The following is a 17,470-nucleotide window of genomic DNA, read 5'->3' on the forward strand; positions in this document are numbered from 1 at the left end:
CACGTCCGCAAAACCCGGATAATTCTCCACGTCGGTGGTGATGGTGAGCTGGCCGCCGGGCTGCATGCCCTGGATCAGTACCGGTTCGAGCATGGCGCGCGCGGCGTAGATCGCCGCAGTGTAGCCGGCCGGACCGGACCCGATGATGACGACCTTGGCATGGATGGGGGCAGGCATAGGAAGGGTCCACTCTTAAGGGAATTTGGCCAGCGATCGAGCCGAATGTGCCTGGAAAGACGTCGCGCCGACGCTGAAGGTGTCAAATCCAAGATAGGGCATCTGGCAAGCTATGCAAGAATTGCAATACATATCCGCGAATTTTCCCCGTGAGGTGGAAAAATGACGCAGCGCACGCGCAATAAAATTGCGCAAGCCGCGCGAGCTGGGCTAAGAGTGTTGCCGATACCCATCCCGCAAGCCGCTTAGCCAGGACCTGGACCCGCGTGTCGAAGAATCTTGACGAGATCGACCTCAAAATCCTCGCCGAAATCCAGGCCGATGGCCGAATCACCAATGTCGAACTGGCCAAACGCGTCGGCATTTCGCCGCCGCCCTGCCTGCGCCGGGTCCGGACGCTGGAGGAGGCCGGCTATATCCAGGGCTATCGCGGGCTGCTGGATCCGCGCCGGCTCGGTTTCGACGTCACGGTGTTCGCTTCGGTGCACCTGTCCAGCCAGACCGATGCCGACCTGCGCGCGTTCGAGGAGTTCGTGCGCGCCGAGCCCTTGGTACGGGAATGCTGGATGCTGTCGGGCGAGGTCGATTTCATCCTGAAATGCGTCGCGCCGGACATGGCGACGTTCCAGGATTTCGTCACCCACCTGACCGCGGCGCCGCATGTCCGCAACGTCCGGACCTCGCTGGTGCTGCACAATTCGAAATACGAGGCGGCGGTGCCGCTGGAATTGAAAGTGCCGGGCTGAGTTACAGCGACGCCCGCGCTCAGCGTTTGCCGCGCGTCGCGTCGAGAGCCCACGGCCCGCCGCCGGCGCAGGCGAGATGGAAGCAGGCGAAGCAGAACAGAATCGCCGCGTTGCCGCCATTGAGCAGCGGGATCAACGCCGGTGCGGCGAGCCCGTCCTTGAACATGTGGCCGATGAAGTAAGCGAACGCCATCTGACCCGACAGGATGAAGGCCACCGGCCGCGTAAACAGCCCCAGTATCAACAAGGCGCCGCCCACCAGTTCGAGCACGCCAGCGACCGTGACCAGCGGTGAAATATCGAGGAAAGCGGGCAGCCGCGGAATCTTGTAGATTTTGGCGAGGCCGTACTGAAACAGCAGCAATCCCGTGAAGATCCGGTAGATGCTGAGGGCCGTCGGTTCGAAGTCCGCGAGCGTGCTGTTGAACTTGTCCATGGCCGCCCCGCTCGAGCGCGACGCATCGACGCTCCACGGCCCCGCGCCAGCGCTCGACAGATAGAGGCAGCTGAGGAGGTACAGGATCGTCAGCGTGCTGCCGGCGACCAGCGGGTGAAAGCCTTTCGGCAAGTATCCGGTGATGAGGAGAAACGCCAGGTTCACGGCGATGATCAAGGCCGCTGGCCGCGTCCACAGCCCGAGGATCAACAGCGCGCCGCAGATCAGTTGAACGAATCCGGTGGCGCCGATCATCGAGAACAACTGGATATTGGCGTTGGACGGCACCACCGGAAAGCCGATGGTCCTTGCCATGCCATGCTGAATGATCAGCAAGCCTGTCATGACGCGCAGCAGGCTCAGCGCTCGCGGCGCGAACCCCACCAGTGCTTCGGTCAAGATTGCCTCCCAGGAATCAAACGCGTCCGATTCGTATCGCGTCGCGGCTTCTGGGGAAAGCAACCACCGCTCAAAAATCCGCTGCGGCTCGCAACGCGGCACAGAAATAACGCAGCGGCAGTGCCGAAAGTGCAGGGCTAAGCCGCGCTATACGGCGCCGTCATTGCGAGAAGCCAACGGGTCGCGTGAATGCGCGCCCGATGACAGGCTCCGCGACGAAGCAGTCCACTGTTGTTGCAGGATGGATTGCTTCGCTTCGCTCGCAATGACGGATCCAGGCGCCGTTACGTCTTCTTCCGCATCATGGCGTCGAGGCTGTACGGCCCGCCGCCAGCGGTCGACAGATAGAGGCAGGCGAAGCAGAAGAGGATCGCGAGCGTGCCGTTGTTGATGAGTGGAAAAAAGCCCATCGGTGCATGGCCGAGGAAATAAGCGAAAGCCATTTCGCCGGCGAGCATGAAGGCCACGAGCCGGGTGAAAAGGCCGAGCAAGAGTAGTCCGCCCAGGATCAATTCAAGCGTGCCGGCCGCGCCGTAAAGCGACATCAACTCGACTTTTGCAAACATCGGTACCGGCGGAAACTTGAAAAGTTTGGCGACGCCATATTGAAACAGCAGCAAGCCGGTGATGAAGCGAAACAGGCTCAGTGCTGTCGGCTGCCATTTCGCTGCTAGCTTGTCGAATGCGTCCATACTCTCCCCCTAAAGTTTAATGCTCGCCCCGAGTCGTATCGCGTCGCGGCTTCGAGGGAAAGCATGTCGCCGCAAGAAATTCGTGAGCTATCGCAGAGCAGCAGGGGAATAATGCAGCAGGCAAAGTGTAGTCGCTGTGCGTCGTCACCGCCGGCTCGGGACCGCTCACGGAGAATTGTGTTGCCGGCCGGACATATGAAAAAGGCCGGGAAATATCCCCGGCCGTTTCATGCTGACAAAATTCGAAAGCCGGCTTCGAGCGATCAGCGCCACTCGACCTTGGTGATCTCGTAGGCCTTGGCGCCGCCGGGCGCCACGACTTCCACCGATGCGCCCTTCTTCTTGCCGATCAGCGCGCGCGCCAGCGGCGAGGTGATGGAGATGCGGCCCTTCTTGGCGTCGGCCTCCGGCTCGCCGACGATCTGCCACACCGCCTTCTTTTCGGTGTCCTCGTCGACCAGCGTGACGGTCGCGCCGAATTTGATGGTGTCGCCGGACAGCTTGGAGATGTCGATGATATCGGCGCGCGCGAGCTTGTCTTCGAGCTCGGCGATGCGGCCCTCATTGTGCGACTGCTCTTCCTTCGCGGCGTGATATTCCGCGTTCTCCGAAAGGTCGCCATGCGAGCGCGCCTCCGCGATGTGCTCGATGATCCGTGGACGGTCCACGGACTGGCGCTGCTTCAACTCGACTTCGAGGGCGGCATAGCCGCCCGCGGTCATCGGAACCTTTTCCATCATAGTTCTTCGTCCTTCAACTTCATGCGGACCAATCCGCGGCACGCACAAACGCCGAAACAGAACACGCTCATGACTGGCGAGTTCCAGTCATGCCGGATTCATTACCGATCCGTTGCCGGGCGCGGACGCCCGGTCAAAGGATCAGGTTTCGGAAAAGTAACTCTGCAGCGTGCGGACCTCAAGGTCCCCGCCCAGATAGGCGCGGATCCCCTGCGCGGCCGCCACGGCGCCCGAAAGAGTGGTGTAATATGGCACTTTATGCAAGAGGGCAGCGCGGCGCAACGACCGGCTGTCGGCCAGCGCCTGCGGCCCTTCGGTGGTATTGAAGACCAGCTGGATGTCGCCGTTCATGATGGCATCGACGATATGCGGCCGTCCCTCCAGCACCTTGTTAACTTTCTCGGTCGGCACCCCGCTGTCGGCGAGGAAACGCTGGGTGCCCGAGGTCGCCATCACCTTGAAGCCCAGCGAAAACAACAGCCGCACCGCGTCCAGGATCCTGACCTTGTCGATCTCGCGGACCGAGACGAACACCGTACCCTTGCGCGGCACGCGGGTGCCGCCGCCGAGCTGGCTCTTGGCGAACGCCACCTCGAACGAGCGGTCGATACCCATTACTTCGCCAGTCGATCGCATCTCCGGGCCGAGCACGGTATCGACGCCGGGGAAGCGGGCGAACGGGAAGACCGATTCCTTGACGCCGACATGATCGAGCTTGCGCTTCTTCAAATTGAAATCGGCGAGCTTCTCGCCAGCCATGATTCGCGCTGCGATCTTCGCCACCGGCATGCCCATCACCTTGGCGACGAACGGCACGGTGCGCGACGCCCGCGGGTTGACTTCGAGCACGTAGATGTCGCCGTCCTTGATGGCGTATTGCACGTTCATCAGCCCGACCACGTCGAGGCCGAGCGCGAGTTCGCGGGTCTGCCGCTCCAGCTCTGATATCATCGCCGCATCGAGCGAATGCGGCGGCAGCGAGCAGGCGCTATCGCCGGAGTGAATACCGGCTTCCTCGATATGCTCCATGATGCCGACGATGAAAGTGTCCTTGCCGTCGCACAGGCAGTCGACGTCGATCTCGATGGCGTCGGACAGATAGCGGTCGAACAGCAGCGGATTGGTGCCGAGCACGGTGTTGATCTGGCCGGTCTTGTCGTTCGGATAGCGCGCCTTGACGTCGCCGGGGACGAGTTCGGGCAAGGTGCCGAGCAGATAGTCGCTGAGCTGGTTGTCCTCGCGGATGATCTGCATGGCGCGGCCGCCGAGCACGTAGGACGGGCGCACCACCAGCGGCAGGCCGAGATCGGCCGCCACCAGTCGCGCCTGCTCGACCGAATAGGCGATGCCGTTCTTCGGCTGTTTCAGCCTGAGCTTGTCGAGCACGCGCTTGAAGCGGTCGCGGTCCTCGGCGAGGTCGATGGCGTCGGGCGAGGTGCCGAGGATCGGCACATTGGCCGCTTCCAGCGCGCGCGCCAGTTTCAGGGGGGTCTGGCCGCCGAACTGAACGATGACGCCGTGCAGCGTGCCGTTCCTGCGTTCGGTGGCGATGATTTCCAGCACGTCCTCGGCGGTCAGCGGCTCGAAATACAGCCGGTCCGCGGTGTCGTAGTCCGTCGACACCGTTTCCGGGTTGCAGTTGATCATGATGGTTTCAAAGCCGGCGTCGTGCAGCGCGAAACAGGCATGGCAGCAGCAGTAGTCGAACTCGATGCCCTGGCCGATCCGGTTCGGGCCGCCGCCGAGAATGATGACCTTCTTCGCGTCGGTCGGTGCGCTCTCGTCGGCCGGCGCGCCGGCGAACGGCGACTCGTAGGTCGAATACATATAGGCGGTCGGCGAAGCGAACTCGGCGGCGCAGGTGTCGATGCGCTTGAACACCGGGCGGACCCCGAGCGCCTGGCGCTGGGCTGTCACGGCAGCCTCGGTCGCCTGGGTCAGCACCGCGAGCCGCGCGTCCGAAAAGCCCATTGCCTTCAGGGTGCGCATGCCGAACGCATGCGTGGGCAGGCCGCTCTGCTTGATCTTGCTTTCCATCTCGACGATGCCGCGCATCTCCGCGAGGAACCATGGATCGATCTTGCAGGAGGTGAAGATCTCCTCATTGCTCCAGCCAAGCCGCATCGCCTGCGCCACCTGCAACAGGCGGTCCGGCGTCGGTGTGCCCAGGGCGGCGCGGATCGCATTCTTGTCGTCGCTGCGGCCGAGGCCCTCGATCTCGATTTCATCGAGCCCGGTCAACCCGGTCTCGAGGCCGCGCAGCGCCTTTTGCAGGCTCTCCTGGAAAGTGCGGCCGATCGCCATCACTTCGCCGACCGACTTCATCGACGTCGTCAGCGTGGTGGAGGCGCCGGGAAACTTTTCAAATGCAAAGCGCGGAATCTTGACCACGACGTAATCGATGGTCGGCTCGAACGAGGCCGGTGTCGCGCCGCCGGTGATGTCGTTGGCGATCTCGTCCAGCGTGTAGCCGACCGCGAGTTTGGCCGCGACTTTGGCAATTGGGAAGCCGGTGGCCTTCGAAGCGAGTGCGGAAGAGCGCGACACCCGCGGATTCATCTCGATCACGACCATGCGGCCGTCGGCCGGATTGACGCCGAACTGCACGTTGGAGCCGCCGGTCTCGACCCCGATCTCGCGCAGCACCGCCAGCGAGGCGTCGCGCATGATCTGGTATTCCTTGTCGGTCAGGGTCAGGGCCGGCGCCACCGTGATGGAATCGCCGGTATGCACGCCCATCGGATCGAGGTTCTCGATCGAGCAGATGATGATGCAATTGTCTTTCTTGTCGCGCACCACCTCCATCTCGAACTCTTTCCAGCCGAGCACGGATTCCTCGATCAGCACTTCGGAGGTCGGCGAGGCATCGATGCCGCGTTCGACGATCTCGATGAATTCCGCCTTGGTGTAGGCGATGCCGCCGCCGGTGCCGCCCATGGTGAAGGAGGGGCGGATCAGGGCCGGGAAGTCGATCACGTCGAGCGCTCGCAGCGCGTCCGGCAGCGTCTTCACCTGGACCGAGCGCGGCGTCTCCAGCCCGATCTTGGTCATCGCCTCGCGAAAACGCTGACGGTCCTCGGCCTTGTCGATGGCGTCGGCGGTGGCGCCGATCATCTCGACGTCGAATTTCTCCAGCGTGCCCTGCTTGCGCAGGGAAAGCGCGCAGTTCAGCGCGGTCTGGCCGCCCATCGTCGGCAGCAAGGCAAAACCCTTGGAACGGTCGCCGCGCTCCTTTTCGATGATCTTGGCGACGATTTCCGGCGTGATCGGCTCGATATAGGTGGCGTCGGCCAGTTCCGGATCGGTCATGATGGTGGCCGGATTGGAATTGACCAGGACGATGCGGTAGCCCTCGTCCTTCAGCGTTTTGACCGCCTGGGTGCCGGAATAGTCGAATTCGCAGGCCTGGCCGATCACGATCGGACCGGCGCCAATGATCAGGATGGTGGAGATATCGGTTCTTTTGGGCATCAAGTCTCGGGGGCAAGTCTCGGGGGCTGGGAACTGGGCACAAAAAAAGGGCGCGCCTGTCGCGCGTCCCTCAAACCCGGCGCTTGGGATCAACCTCGCGCGCGGGTGGTCTTTAGACCAGATTCCGCACCCGCGAAAGGGTCTTAGAGGTCCCATCAACCGGCATTTTCCCGCCGTCGCCCTGCGGGCTATGGCGGGGCAAGCCCGCCTGGGGGATGGCCCGAAGCCCGACTCGGGCTGGCTTGCCCAGCCGAAGCTGCGGAGCAGCGAAGGCTGGAGGCCCGGCCTGGATTCGAACCAGGATAAAGAGCATTGCACTGCTCCCGCGTCGACGCTTTCCGCCACCGGGCCGAGCCGATCATCGCCGATCACGTCGACGTGAGCCATGCTTGCCGTTGATTAACCCTAACGGGCCGGTCAGAACGCGTGGCGCGCCACGAAAGTCATCCGCCACGGGTTGTGGCCGATATTGAAGTGCGCGCGCGAGGCGGTAAATCCGCTGGCGGCCAGTTTTGCGACCATCTCGGCCTCGCCGTAGCGCTGCAGCCCGACCTTGGCGCGCAACTGCCGGTAGTCCGACAGCGCGGTCGAGACCAGCCCGATCAGGGCGTCCTTCAGGAAACCGTGGGTGAGCGCGAAGCGCAACAGCGCCGCGACATCCCTGCCCATGCCGACGTCGGGGCGAAGGATGTCGCCCACCACCAGCCGGCCGCCGGGCTTCAGCAGCCGTTTGACCACCGCGAAGGCCTGATCGAGTTCGGCCGGCGTCATGTATTGGGCGACCGAATTCATGACCGCGAGATCGATGGATTTTTCCTCCATGTTCCGGAGGTCGTCGAGCGAGCGCACCCTGATCTTGGTGTTCGGGGCAAAGCGCGCGATCAGCCGGCCGCGCACGCCGGGTGCCGGTTCGGCGAGATAAAGCTTGCCGCAGGCGTCGGCGACCTTGGCCGCGGACAGCGCTTCGCCGCAGGCGTAGTCCAGTACCACCGCGTCCGGGGAGGAGATGTAGCCGATGATGTCCCGGGCGATGATCTGGAAATGCAGGTCGCGATGCAGCCTGCTCGCATAAATTGTATGCGTCGAATCGTAATAGTCGATCCAGTCGTCCATCGCTGATGTGTCCGGCCAAAACGGGGGTTCCGGGCGTGGAACCGGCTGCGTAGGTGCTGCGTTAGATGGTCCCGCGACCGGTGTCCAACGTCCAATGTCCGGTTCCTAACAGGAAGGTGCAGCGTGAGCAAAGCCAGGCAAGACAGCAAATCCGGCAAGGTGTCCCCCGATCTCGATACGCCCACCGATCTGCCGCAGGCGGGGGTGGACAAGATTTCGGCCGCGCTCAACGTGCTGCTGGCCGACGCCTTCGCGCTCTACATGAAGACCAAGAATTTCCACTGGCATGTCTCGGGGCGGCATTTCCGCGACTACCATCTGCTGCTCGACGAGCAGGCCGCCGCGATCCTCGCCACCACCGACGAGTTGGCCGAACGCGTCCGCAAGATCGGCGGCGTCACGCTGCGCTCGATCGGGCAGGTCGCGAAATTGCAGACCGTCAAGGACAACAACGAGGCCTACGTACCGCCGCGCGAGATGCTGCGTGAATTGATGGAAGACAACAAGAAGATGGCGGCGGCGATGCGCAAGGCGCGCAAGCTGGCCGACGACCACGAGGATGTCGGCACCACCTCCCTGCTGGAAAACTTCATCGATCAGACCGAGCGTCGCACCTGGTTCCTGTTCGAAGCCAGCCGGCAGGAAGGCGACAACGCGGCGTAGCGTTCCCTTCCGTCATTGCGAGGAGCGAAGCGACGAAGCAATCCAGCTTACTTGAAGCAAGCTGGATTGCTTCGCGGAGCCTGTCATCGGGCGCGCATTCGCGCGACCCGGTGGCTCGCAATGATGGAAACTATTTCCTCCTCCACAACCTCACCAGCGGCCCATCCGCGCCCCGCACCGGATCGGTGTTCGGCAGCTTCACTTGCGGAATCGTCTGCAGCGCCTTCGCGTGAGCTTGCTTCGTCGGCCGCACCAGATCCATCGGCGGCCCCGGCGGATAGGCGCCGACCACGCAAAAATCCGTGCTCGCCGTCAGGCATTGATGCCCGGTGCCGGCCGGCAGGATGGCGACATCGCCTGCCGCAATGTCGAACTCGCGGCCCTGGTCGCCGCCGAATCGGACGCGCGCGTGACCGCGCGCCACGCCCAGCACTTCATGAACCGTCGCATGGTAGTGCAGATACTCGTAGACGCCGTTGCGCCACATCTCGCCCCAGCCATTGGCGCCGAACAGGCCCTCGATGGTCCTTTCGGGATGCGCGCCGGCGACGTCGATCGCGCCCTTGTAGACCAGAAACGGCATCGGATTGTTGGGGACCAAACCGTCGTCCGCGAACACGAAGGCGAGCGGTTCGATATCGTCGCTGACGACGGACATGGCCATTCTCCCGCACCAGAGGATATGCGGGGAATAAGCCGGTGTCAGCCGCCCGCGTTCCCATGGGGAGCCGCGAAGATCCTGCCTAGCTGCCCACCGGAGAGGTGGCCGGAAGCTCGAAGACGAGACAGGTCGTGGTGGCATGCGCCAGCAGCCGGCCCTTGGCGTCGGTAATGCGCGCTTCCGCCGTCGCGGCGCGGCGGCCGACGCTCAGCGTGCGGCCTTCGGTCCGGATCGGACCGGTCTCCCTGGTCATGCCCTTGATGAAGGAGACCTTGAATTCGAGCGTGGTGTAGCCGGTGCCGGCCGGCAGCGCGGTATGGACCGCAAGCCCCATCGCCGAATCCAGCAGGGTTGCGGCGTAGCCGCCATGCACCGAGCCGATCGGGTTGTAGTGCCGGAAGCCGGGGATGCTGTGAAACACCACGATTCCGGGCTCGGCGGTCTGATCGAATGGCTCGATCGTCTGCATGATCGGCGGCGGCGGCAATCTGCCGGCGAACATGGCGCGGACGAAGTCCAGCCCCGCCATCGAGGCCATCACCCCGAGTGCCGTTACGCCATATTCGATTTTGGGGGCCGTTGCGTCAGCCATCAGAAGGCTCCTGCTCATATGATGATGGACATCATATTACAGCACGATCAATTGTCGCAATGACGAAGCTCGGCTTAAGCGCTCTTCTTCGCCCGCATCAGGTCGGCGAACCGCTTGAACAGATAATGCGAGTCGCGGGGGCCGGGCGAGGCTTCCGGGTGATACTGCACCGAGAACACCGGTTTGCCGTCGAGCGAGATGCCGCAATTGGAGCCGTCGAACAGCGAGATGTGGGTCTGCGTCGCGCCCTTCGGCAGGGTGTCCTGGTCCACGGCAAAACCGTGGTTCATCGAGGTGATCTCGACCTTGCCGGTGGTCTCGTCCTTGACCGGATGATTGGCGCCGTGATGGCCCTGATGCATCTTCTTGGTCCTGGCGCCGACGGCGAGGCCGAGCATCTGGTGACCCAGACAGATGCCGAAGGTCGGGGTGCCGGACTCGATCACCTTCTGGATCACCGGCACGGCGTATTTGCCGGTCTCGGCGGGATCGCCGGGGCCGTTCGACAGGAACACGCCGTCGGGCTTCATCGCCAGGATGTCTTCGGCCGAGGTGGTCGCCGGCACCACCGTGATCTTGCAGCCTTCGCCGGCCAGCAGGCGCAAAATGTTGCGCTTGATACCGTAGTCGATGGCGACGACGTTGAACTCCGGCGCGGTCTGCCGGCCAAAGCCCTTTTCCCACGCCCACGGCGTCTCATCCCAGGTGAAGCGCTGGGCGGAGGTCACCATCGGCACCAGGTCCATGCCCTCGAGGCCGGGCCATTCGCGGGCTTCTTCCTTCAGGCCATGCAGGTCGAATTGCCCGTCTTTGGCATGCGCGATCACGGCATTGGGCATGCCCTTGCTGCGGATCAGCGCTGTCAGGGCGCGGGTATCGATGCCGGACAGGCCGATGATGCCGCGCGCCTTCAGCCACTGGTCGAGATGTCTGACGGAGCGGTAGTTGGAGGGGTCGGTAATGGCTGCGCGCAAAATCACGCCGCGCGCGCCTGGCGTCGCCGCCATGTTCACCGTCTCGATGTCCTCGTCGTTGGTGCCGACATTGCCGATGTGCGGAAAGGTGAAGGTGATGAGCTGCCCGGCATAGGAGGGATCCGTGAGGATCTCCTCATAGCCGGTCATCGCGGTGTTGAAGCAGACTTCGCCGACCGCCTGGCCTTCCGCGCCGAGGCCGAAACCCTCCAGCACGGTGCCATCGGCAAGCACGAGGAGCGCGGTCGGTTTGTGGTCCGGCCAGGCTGAACTGTTTTCAGGTGATGTCATGAGCGCATTACATAGTCGCCGCATTCGCGGGCGTCAAAGCCGGAAGCTGCGGATTCACATGCACTTTGCGCATATTTGACAGGCGGGGCCGGGGTCTTAATCTGGAGTTCCCCGTCCAGGGCCGATTTGCCCGCTTTACCCCCGAAAACCCCCGATCCGGAGCCAAGCATGGACAATCCGATGCCGATCCTGCTGGTTCCGGGGCTGGCGTGCTCGCCACGGATCTATGCGCCTGTTGTCCCGGCCTTGTGGCGATTCGGCCCGGTGACGGTGGCCAACCACATCCGCGACGACAATATGGGCGCGATCGCGCGCAAGATCCTGGCCGAGGCGCCGCCGCGTTTCGCGCTGGCCGGCCATTCCATGGGCGGCTACATCGCCTTCGAAATCATGCGGCAGGCGCCGGAGCGGGTGGCAAAACTGGCGCTGCTGAACACCCAGGCGCGCTCCGATACGCCGGAGGCCGGCGAGCGGCGACGCGGCCAGATCGTTCGCGCCAAAGCCGGCGAATACCGCACGATTCTGGATGAGCTGTTTGCCGGTTTCGTGCATCCGTCGCGGCGGGATGACGCTTCCTTGCGCCAGCTGGTGCATGACATGGGCGACGACGTCGGGCCCGAAGCCTTCGTCCGTCAGCAGATGGCGATCATGACCCGGACGGACTCGCGGCCGACGCTGGCGTGGATCAAATGTCCGACGCTGGTGCTCTCGAGCGACGAGGACAAGACCGTTTCGAATTCGCTGTCGACCGAGATGGCGAATGGCATTGCCGGCGCCAAACTCGTCATCGTGCCGAATTGCGGCCACCTGACGCCGCCGGAACAGCCGCAGGCGACGGCCGAGGCGCTGGTCGAATGGCTGCGGATCTAGTTGTTTCCAGGGGACGAACGGCCTAGATCAGGGGCTTCCAGCGACTTCAGCCCGCGAGAGGACATCACGATGCTGCGCGACGACATCAACAACGCGGTCAAGGACGCGATGCGGGCCAAGGACGAGCGCAAGCTTTCCACGCTGCGCATGGTGAATTCGACCATCAAGAACGCCGACATCGCCGCCCGCGGCGAAGGCAAGCCGCCGCTGTCGGATGCCGATCTTCTCGGCGTGTTCCAGAAGATGATCAAGCAGCGCCAGGAATCGGTCGAACTCTACGACAAGGGCGGCCGCGCCGAACTCGCCAACCAGGAGCGCGAGGAGATCGCGATCATATCAGCCTATCTTCCGAAGCAGATGTCGGACGACGACGTCAAGGCGGCGATCGCAGCCGCCATCGCCGAGACCGGCGCCGCGGGGATGAAGGACATGGGCAAGGTGATCGCGGTGCTCCGGGCAAAATACGCCGGGCAGATGGATTTCGGAAAAGCCAGCGGGCTGGTGAAGGCGGCGCTGTCGGCGTAGTGCACAATCGTTCGCGGGGACGACACCTATGATGTTGTGAAAGGTTCGAAAGCGCCGCTCATGCTCACCGAAGCCGCCGACTACGACACCCTCTACCGCGATTTCCGCTGGGACATTCCTGATCGGCTCAACCTCGCCACCGTGTGCTGCGACCGCCATGCCGACGGCAGCGGGCGCCTCGCGCTGATCTATGTCGACGAGGAAGGTGCTGCGACGCGGACCTCGTTCGATGAGGTCGCCGGGTTCTCCCGCCGTTTTGCCAACGTGCTGAAGGCGGACGGCCTGGTTCGCGGCGACCGCGTCGCGGTGTTTCTGTCGCAGTCGCTGGAATTGCCGATCGTGCATCTGGCGGCGTTTCGATCCGGCCTGGTGTCGATCCCGCTGTTCGCGCTGTTCGGCGAGGACGCGCTGGAATTCCGGCTGTCGAATTCCGGCGCCAGGGCCATCGTCACCGATGCGGCCGGCTACGAGAAGCTGGCAAAAATCCGCGGCCGCCTGCCGGACTTGAAAAACATCTATGTGATCGGCGATGCGGCGCCGGCCGGGACCAAGGCGTTCTGGCCCGAGCTGAAGGCGGCATCCGCTGACTTCACGACAATCGATACTTCGAAAGACGATCCCGCGCTGATCATCTACACGTCAGGCACCACGGGAAATCCCAAGGGCGCGCTGCACGCGCACCGCGTGGTGCTCGGCCATCTGCCCAATGTCGAGATGTGCCACGATTTTCTGCCCAAGCCCGGCGACCTGATGTGGACGCCGGCCGACTGGGCCTGGATCGGCGGGCTGATCAATGCGCTGTTTGCGGCCTGGTACCATGCCGTGCCGATCGTCGGCCATCGCGCGCGCAAATTCGAGCCGCAGGCGGCGATGACTGTCATGGCCGATTACGGCATCCGCAACGTGTTCCTGCCGCCGACTGCGCTGAAGCTGATGCGGCAGGCCGGTGTCAGGCATGACGGCGTCAGGCTGCGCAGCATCTTTACCGGCGGCGAGTCGCTGGGTGGCGAGCTCCTGGAATGGGTTCGCGCCACCTTCGGCATCGACGCCCACGAAGTGTTTGGCCAGACCGAATGCAATCTGGTGATCGGCAGCAATTCAAAACTGTTTCCGATCCGGCCGGGCTCGATGGGCAAGGCGACGCCCGGCTTCGACGTTCGCATCGTCGACGACAAGGGCACGGAACTGCCGCGGGGGACCCGCGGCATCATCGGTGTGCGCCAGCCCAATCCCTGCACCATGCTGGAATACTGGCGCAACCCGGAAGGCACGGCGAAGAAGTATGCCGGCGAGTTCCTGCTGACCGGCGATCTCGGCATCCAGGATGAGGACGGCTATTTCTGGTATGTGAGCCGCGAGGACGACGTCATCACCACCGCCGGCTATCGCGTCGGGCCGTCGGAGATCGAGCACACGCTGATGAAGCATCCGGCGGTGGCGATGTCGGCGGTGGTCGGTATTCCCGATCCGATCCGCACCGAGTCGATCAAGGCCTGGATCGTGCTGCGACCGGGCTTCACGCCCGGCGATGCGCTGGCGCGCGAGATTCAGGACTTTGTCAAAGTGCAGCTCGCCGCGCATGAATATCCGCGCTTCGTGCAATTCACCGACACCCTGCCGATGACCGCGACCGGCAAGGTGCTGCGGCGCGAGTTGCGGGTGCTGGGTTAGTGCGAGTTGCACGGTGTCGTCCCTGCGAACGCAGGGACCCATACGCCGCGGCTTCACGGTGAGAGGGCCATGTTAGACACCTTCTTTTCCAACTGACGCCGGTGACTATGGGTCCCTGCGTTCGCAGGGACGACAAAGAGAGAGTTGTTGCGCGGGCCGCCCGATTTGACCCAGATCAATACGCGGCAAGCCGTCACCTGCACCAATTCCCGAAACATTGGGGGAAGGAATGGCCATGGCATCGGTTTCCGGCAAGGTCGATCCCGTCGTACGGCGTATCACCGCCACCGACATCGCCGAGGCGCTTGGCCGGGGCCTGCGCGATTTCCAGGCCATGCCGCTCTATGGCCTCGCGTTCGGCGCGATTTATGCCGCGGGTGGCATCCTCATTCTGCTCAGCCTGACGGCGTTCGGCATAGTCTATCTGGCCTATCCGCTCGCCGCCGGCTTCGCGCTGATCGGGCCGTTCGTGGCGATCGGCCTGTATGAAGTCAGCCGCCGGCGCGAGGCCGGTGAGCCGGTCACGATCTCCGGCATCTGGGCCATGGTGAGGTCGCGCAGCGAACTCGGCTGGATGGCGTTCGTCACCTTGTTCATCTTCCTGATCTGGATGTTCCAGGTGCGTCTGCTGATCGCACTGCTGCTCGGACTCAATGCCTCGCTCGCGACCCTGCCGCAATTCATCACGGTGGTGCTCACCACCACCGAGGGGCTGATGTTTCTCGCCATCGGCAATGCGGTCGGAGCGGCGCTGTCGCTGATACTGTTCTCGCTGACGGTGGTGTCGTTCCCGTTGCTGCTCGATCGCGACGTCGATTTCGTCACGGCGATGGTCACCAGCGTGCGCGCGGTGGTTACGAGCCCGCTGCCGATGATCGGATGGGCCGCCGTCATCGTCGTCCTGCTGATCGTCTCCGCGCTGCCGTACTTTCTCGGCCTGCTGGTGACGTTGCCGGTGCTTGGTCACGCCACATGGCATCTCTACCGGCGGATCGTCGAGCCGGTGCGCGGTTAGGACAGCAGCCCCCGCGCCGCCGCTCAGCCCGCCTTCAACACCGAACGCAGCATCAATGCCAGATCGTGCCGCCGGAACGGCTTGTTCAGGATCCGCGCGTTGGGCCGATCAGCCGATTTGACCGGATGCTCGCTGTAGCCGGAGGTGAAGAGAACCTTGAGTCCGGGGCGCAGGCGCGACGCTTCGTCGGCGAGCTTCGGCCCGAACAGGCCGCCGGGCATCACGACATCGGTGAACAGCAGGTCGATTTGCCCCGGCCGGCGCAACACCTCGAGCGCTGCCGGCCCATTGGGCGTCACGATGACGCGATAGCCAAGCGCCTTCAACTCGTTCTCCACATACGCGCGCACCATGTCGTCATCCTCGACAAGGAGAATGGTTTCGCTGCCCGCCGGCGTGGTGATCGGGTTGATGGGTCTCGAGCCGGTTGCATCAGGCGCGCCAACCCGGGGAAAGAACAGCGTGATGGCCGTGCCGTGCCGCGGCCTGGAATCGATCTTCATCGACCCGCCGGATTGCTGTGCAAAGCCGTACACCATGCTCAGGCCGAGGCCGGTGCCTTTGCCGACCTCCTTGGTGGTGAAGAACGGCTCGAAGGCGCGGGCGGCCACTTCCGGAGTCATGCCGCAGCCGGTGTCCGTCACGGCAACCATGACATAGTCGCCGGGCCGGGCGTCGCTGTTCTGCTCCGCATAGGCCTTGTCGAGCGACGCATTGCGGACCTCGACCGTCAGCTTGCCGCCGTCGGGCATGGCGTCGCGGGCGTTGAGTGCCAGATTGAGCAGCGCCGACGTCAATTGCCCGGGATCGACGCTGGCCAGCCACAGCTCCTGGTCGAGCAGGAATTCGCACTCGATATGTTCGCCCAGGGTTCGCCGCAGCAATTGTTCCATGCTGAGAACCCGTCGGCCGATGTCGATGTCCTTCGGCATCAACGGCTGCTTGCGCGAGAATGCCAGCAGGCTCCTGGTCAGCTCCGCACCACGCTCGGCGGCCGTTACGATGCCTTCGGCGAATGAGCGCAATTCGGCATGCGCCGCCAGCTTTTCGGCGATGTGTTCCGCATTGCCCAGGATCACGGTCAACAGATTGTTGAAATCGTGAGCCACGCCACCGGTGAGCTGGCCCATCGCCTCCATTTTCTGGGACTGGCGGAGTCTTTGATTGAGATCGTCGATCGCGGCACGCTGGCGCTCGAGCGATTCGGCGGTGCCGTTGAGCAGCACCATCAATCCGCCGAGCTCGCCGCGCGGATGGGGCGGCGCGATCCGCGCGCCCAGATCGCCGAGTCCGAGTTTCGTCGCCATCGTGGCGAGCCGTCCGACCTGACGACCGATGCCTACGGTTGCCAGGATCCATACGCCCGCGAGCAGCAGCAGCACGGCCACCGCCAGAATCGCCATATCCTCGTAGAGACGGCGGTTGGCGGCCTCGACCAGGCTGTCCTTGGGCAGTCCGACCATGATGTGAAGTCCGGCATTCCGGCTCGAAGGCGAACGGGCGAGGGCCCAGGTGTAAGTCTGGCCATTTGCATCGGCCGCCTCGCGGAACAGCCCGTCGGCCGGTGCGGTCGCAAACCGGAACAAGTCGGAGTTCGCGATCGAGGCGCCCGTGGACTCGGTCCGATGCTTTCCCGGGTAGGTGACAAGGACCGTACCCTTCTTGTCGACGAGCAGAATTTCTCCGGCGCCGGCGCCTTCGTTGGCCAGGCGTTTGTAATGTTGCTCCGCGAATTTCTGCAGATTGAACGACGCGAGCAGAACGAATTTCAGCTCCGCGGTTTCCGAGCGCACGGGGTAGGCGATCTGCAACACCGATGTCCCCGTCAGCCGGCCGAACACCGGCTGCAGCGTCACGATCCCTTTCGCGACCATGGCCTGCTTGAAATAGTCGCGATCCCGCAGGTCGAGGGTCCGGTTGCTCCGCAGCGAGTCGCAGAACAGGCTGCCGTCCGGATTGATGGTCAGTATCCCGGTAAACTGCGGATATTCCTCCAGCACGGCGGAAAGGAAAGCCGAACAGGCCGCCTTGTCGCTGGTGTCGAGGTCGCGGGCGTGCGCCAGGCCGTAATGCAGCTGGGCCGTGCCCTGGATCTTCTCGTCAAGGTCGCTCGAAATGGCATTGGCCGTTGCCGACAGACTGACCAGCGCGGTGTTGATTTCGCTGGTGCGGTTCTGGACAAAGCGCAGTCCGACGAGGACAGCCGGCACCAGCATGGCCACGATCACCAATATCAGCAGCCGGGTGCGCAGGCTCATCGGTCCGTCATTTCCGTGCTTAAATCAGGCAGTTCGTGCGATCGCATAATGTGCGGCACGGGTATTGCTCAGTCCATGGGAGTCGATCGAGAAATGCTTGGGACAGAACACGGTAGCACGATCCCAATCGGATGTGCCGGGAATACTCAGGAAGTCTACAGAGTTTATCGGCCGCA

The 17,470-nt window shown here is 63.6% G+C and carries 16 protein-coding genes, 1 tRNA gene and 1 pseudogene; 6 read left to right on the forward strand and 12 right to left on the reverse strand.

Annotated features, from left to right (window positions below; all coding sequences use genetic code 11):
• On the reverse strand, positions 1–177 hold a 177-nt coding region (locus Q7U29_RS19115; RefSeq protein WP_304743975.1), incomplete at its 3' end, for an FAD-dependent oxidoreductase.
• Positions 178–443: 266 nt separating this feature from the next.
• On the opposite strand from Q7U29_RS19115, the gene Q7U29_RS19120 reads away from it, so the two are divergent.
• A complete protein-coding gene (locus Q7U29_RS19120; RefSeq protein WP_304743931.1) occupies positions 444–923 on the forward strand; it encodes an Lrp/AsnC family transcriptional regulator in 480 nt (159 codons plus the stop codon).
• A gap of 19 nt (positions 924–942) precedes the next feature.
• Here Q7U29_RS19120 and Q7U29_RS19125 read toward each other — a convergent pair whose 3' ends face one another.
• From Q7U29_RS19125 to Q7U29_RS19155, 7 genes and pseudogenes are all read right to left on the reverse strand, one after another.
• On the reverse strand, positions 943–1,359 hold the full coding sequence (locus Q7U29_RS19125; RefSeq protein WP_304743977.1) for a DoxX family protein: 417 nt from the start codon (positions 1,357–1,359) through the stop codon (positions 943–945).
• 150 nt (positions 1,360–1,509) lie between these two features.
• Positions 1,510–1,860 (reverse strand): annotated as a pseudogene (locus tag Q7U29_RS19130) (DoxX family protein); the annotation flags it as partial.
• A 182-nt stretch (positions 1,861–2,042) separates the two neighbouring features.
• The gene (locus tag Q7U29_RS19135; RefSeq protein WP_304743932.1) at positions 2,043–2,450 is read right to left on the reverse strand and encodes a DoxX family protein; all 408 of its coding nucleotides are present in this window, start codon (positions 2,448–2,450) and stop codon (positions 2,043–2,045) included.
• A 263-nt stretch (positions 2,451–2,713) separates the two neighbouring features.
• Positions 2,714–3,190, reverse strand: a complete 477-nt coding sequence (gene greA, locus Q7U29_RS19140; RefSeq protein WP_184257210.1) for a transcription elongation factor GreA — start codon at positions 3,188–3,190, stop codon at positions 2,714–2,716.
• A 141-nt stretch (positions 3,191–3,331) separates the two neighbouring features.
• Positions 3,332–6,661: a carbamoyl-phosphate synthase large subunit gene (carB, locus tag Q7U29_RS19145; protein WP_304743934.1), complete on the reverse strand. Its 3,330-nt coding sequence runs from the start codon at positions 6,659–6,661 to the stop codon at positions 3,332–3,334.
• 274 nt (positions 6,662–6,935) lie between these two features.
• Positions 6,936–7,012, reverse strand: a tRNA-OTHER gene (locus Q7U29_RS19150).
• Between the two features lie 66 nt (positions 7,013–7,078).
• Positions 7,079–7,774, reverse strand: coding sequence for a class I SAM-dependent methyltransferase (locus Q7U29_RS19155; protein WP_304743935.1), 696 nt, complete (start codon positions 7,772–7,774; stop codon positions 7,079–7,081).
• A 123-nt stretch (positions 7,775–7,897) separates the two neighbouring features.
• Here Q7U29_RS19155 and Q7U29_RS19160 point away from each other — a divergent pair, with 123 nt between their 5' ends.
• The gene (locus Q7U29_RS19160) at positions 7,898–8,437 is read left to right on the forward strand and encodes a Dps family protein (protein WP_304743937.1); all 540 of its coding nucleotides are present in this window, start codon (positions 7,898–7,900) and stop codon (positions 8,435–8,437) included.
• 130 nt (positions 8,438–8,567) lie between these two features.
• Here the strand turns inward: Q7U29_RS19160 and Q7U29_RS19165 are convergent, their stop codons facing one another.
• From Q7U29_RS19165 to carA, 3 genes are all read right to left on the reverse strand, one after another.
• A complete protein-coding gene (locus Q7U29_RS19165; RefSeq protein WP_304743939.1) occupies positions 8,568–9,095 on the reverse strand; it encodes a hypothetical protein in 528 nt (175 codons plus the stop codon).
• An 85-nt stretch (positions 9,096–9,180) separates the two neighbouring features.
• Positions 9,181–9,690 carry a PaaI family thioesterase gene (locus Q7U29_RS19170; RefSeq protein ID WP_304743940.1) on the reverse strand — a complete coding sequence of 170 codons (510 nt, stop codon included), beginning with the start codon at positions 9,688–9,690 and terminating at the stop codon, positions 9,181–9,183.
• 74 nt (positions 9,691–9,764) lie between these two features.
• The gene (gene carA, locus Q7U29_RS19175; protein ID WP_304743942.1) at positions 9,765–10,955 is read right to left on the reverse strand and encodes a glutamine-hydrolyzing carbamoyl-phosphate synthase small subunit; all 1,191 of its coding nucleotides are present in this window, start codon (positions 10,953–10,955) and stop codon (positions 9,765–9,767) included.
• Between the two features lie 168 nt (positions 10,956–11,123).
• On the opposite strand from carA, the gene Q7U29_RS19180 reads away from it, so the two are divergent.
• From Q7U29_RS19180 to Q7U29_RS19195, 4 genes are all read left to right on the forward strand, one after another.
• On the forward strand, positions 11,124–11,825 hold the full coding sequence (locus Q7U29_RS19180; protein WP_304743944.1) for an alpha/beta fold hydrolase: 702 nt from the start codon (positions 11,124–11,126) through the stop codon (positions 11,823–11,825).
• Positions 11,826–11,894: 69 nt separating this feature from the next.
• Entirely contained in the window at positions 11,895–12,350 is a 456-nt protein-coding gene (locus tag Q7U29_RS19185) for a GatB/YqeY domain-containing protein (RefSeq protein WP_304743946.1), read from the forward strand.
• A 60-nt stretch (positions 12,351–12,410) separates the two neighbouring features.
• Entirely contained in the window at positions 12,411–14,021 is a 1,611-nt protein-coding gene (locus Q7U29_RS19190) for an acyl-CoA synthetase (RefSeq protein ID WP_304743948.1), read from the forward strand.
• Between the two features lie 235 nt (positions 14,022–14,256).
• Positions 14,257–15,036, forward strand: a complete 780-nt coding sequence (locus tag Q7U29_RS19195; RefSeq protein WP_304743950.1) for a DUF2189 domain-containing protein — start codon at positions 14,257–14,259, stop codon at positions 15,034–15,036.
• A gap of 23 nt (positions 15,037–15,059) precedes the next feature.
• Here Q7U29_RS19195 and Q7U29_RS19200 read toward each other — a convergent pair whose 3' ends face one another.
• Positions 15,060–17,294, reverse strand: coding sequence for an ATP-binding protein (locus tag Q7U29_RS19200; RefSeq protein WP_304743952.1), 2,235 nt, complete (start codon positions 17,292–17,294; stop codon positions 15,060–15,062).
• Between the last annotated feature and the right edge of the window lie 176 nt (positions 17,295–17,470).

The sequence above is a fragment of the Bradyrhizobium sp. genome (assembly GCF_030654605.1).
Classification (GTDB): Bacteria; Pseudomonadota; Alphaproteobacteria; order Rhizobiales; family Xanthobacteraceae; genus Bradyrhizobium.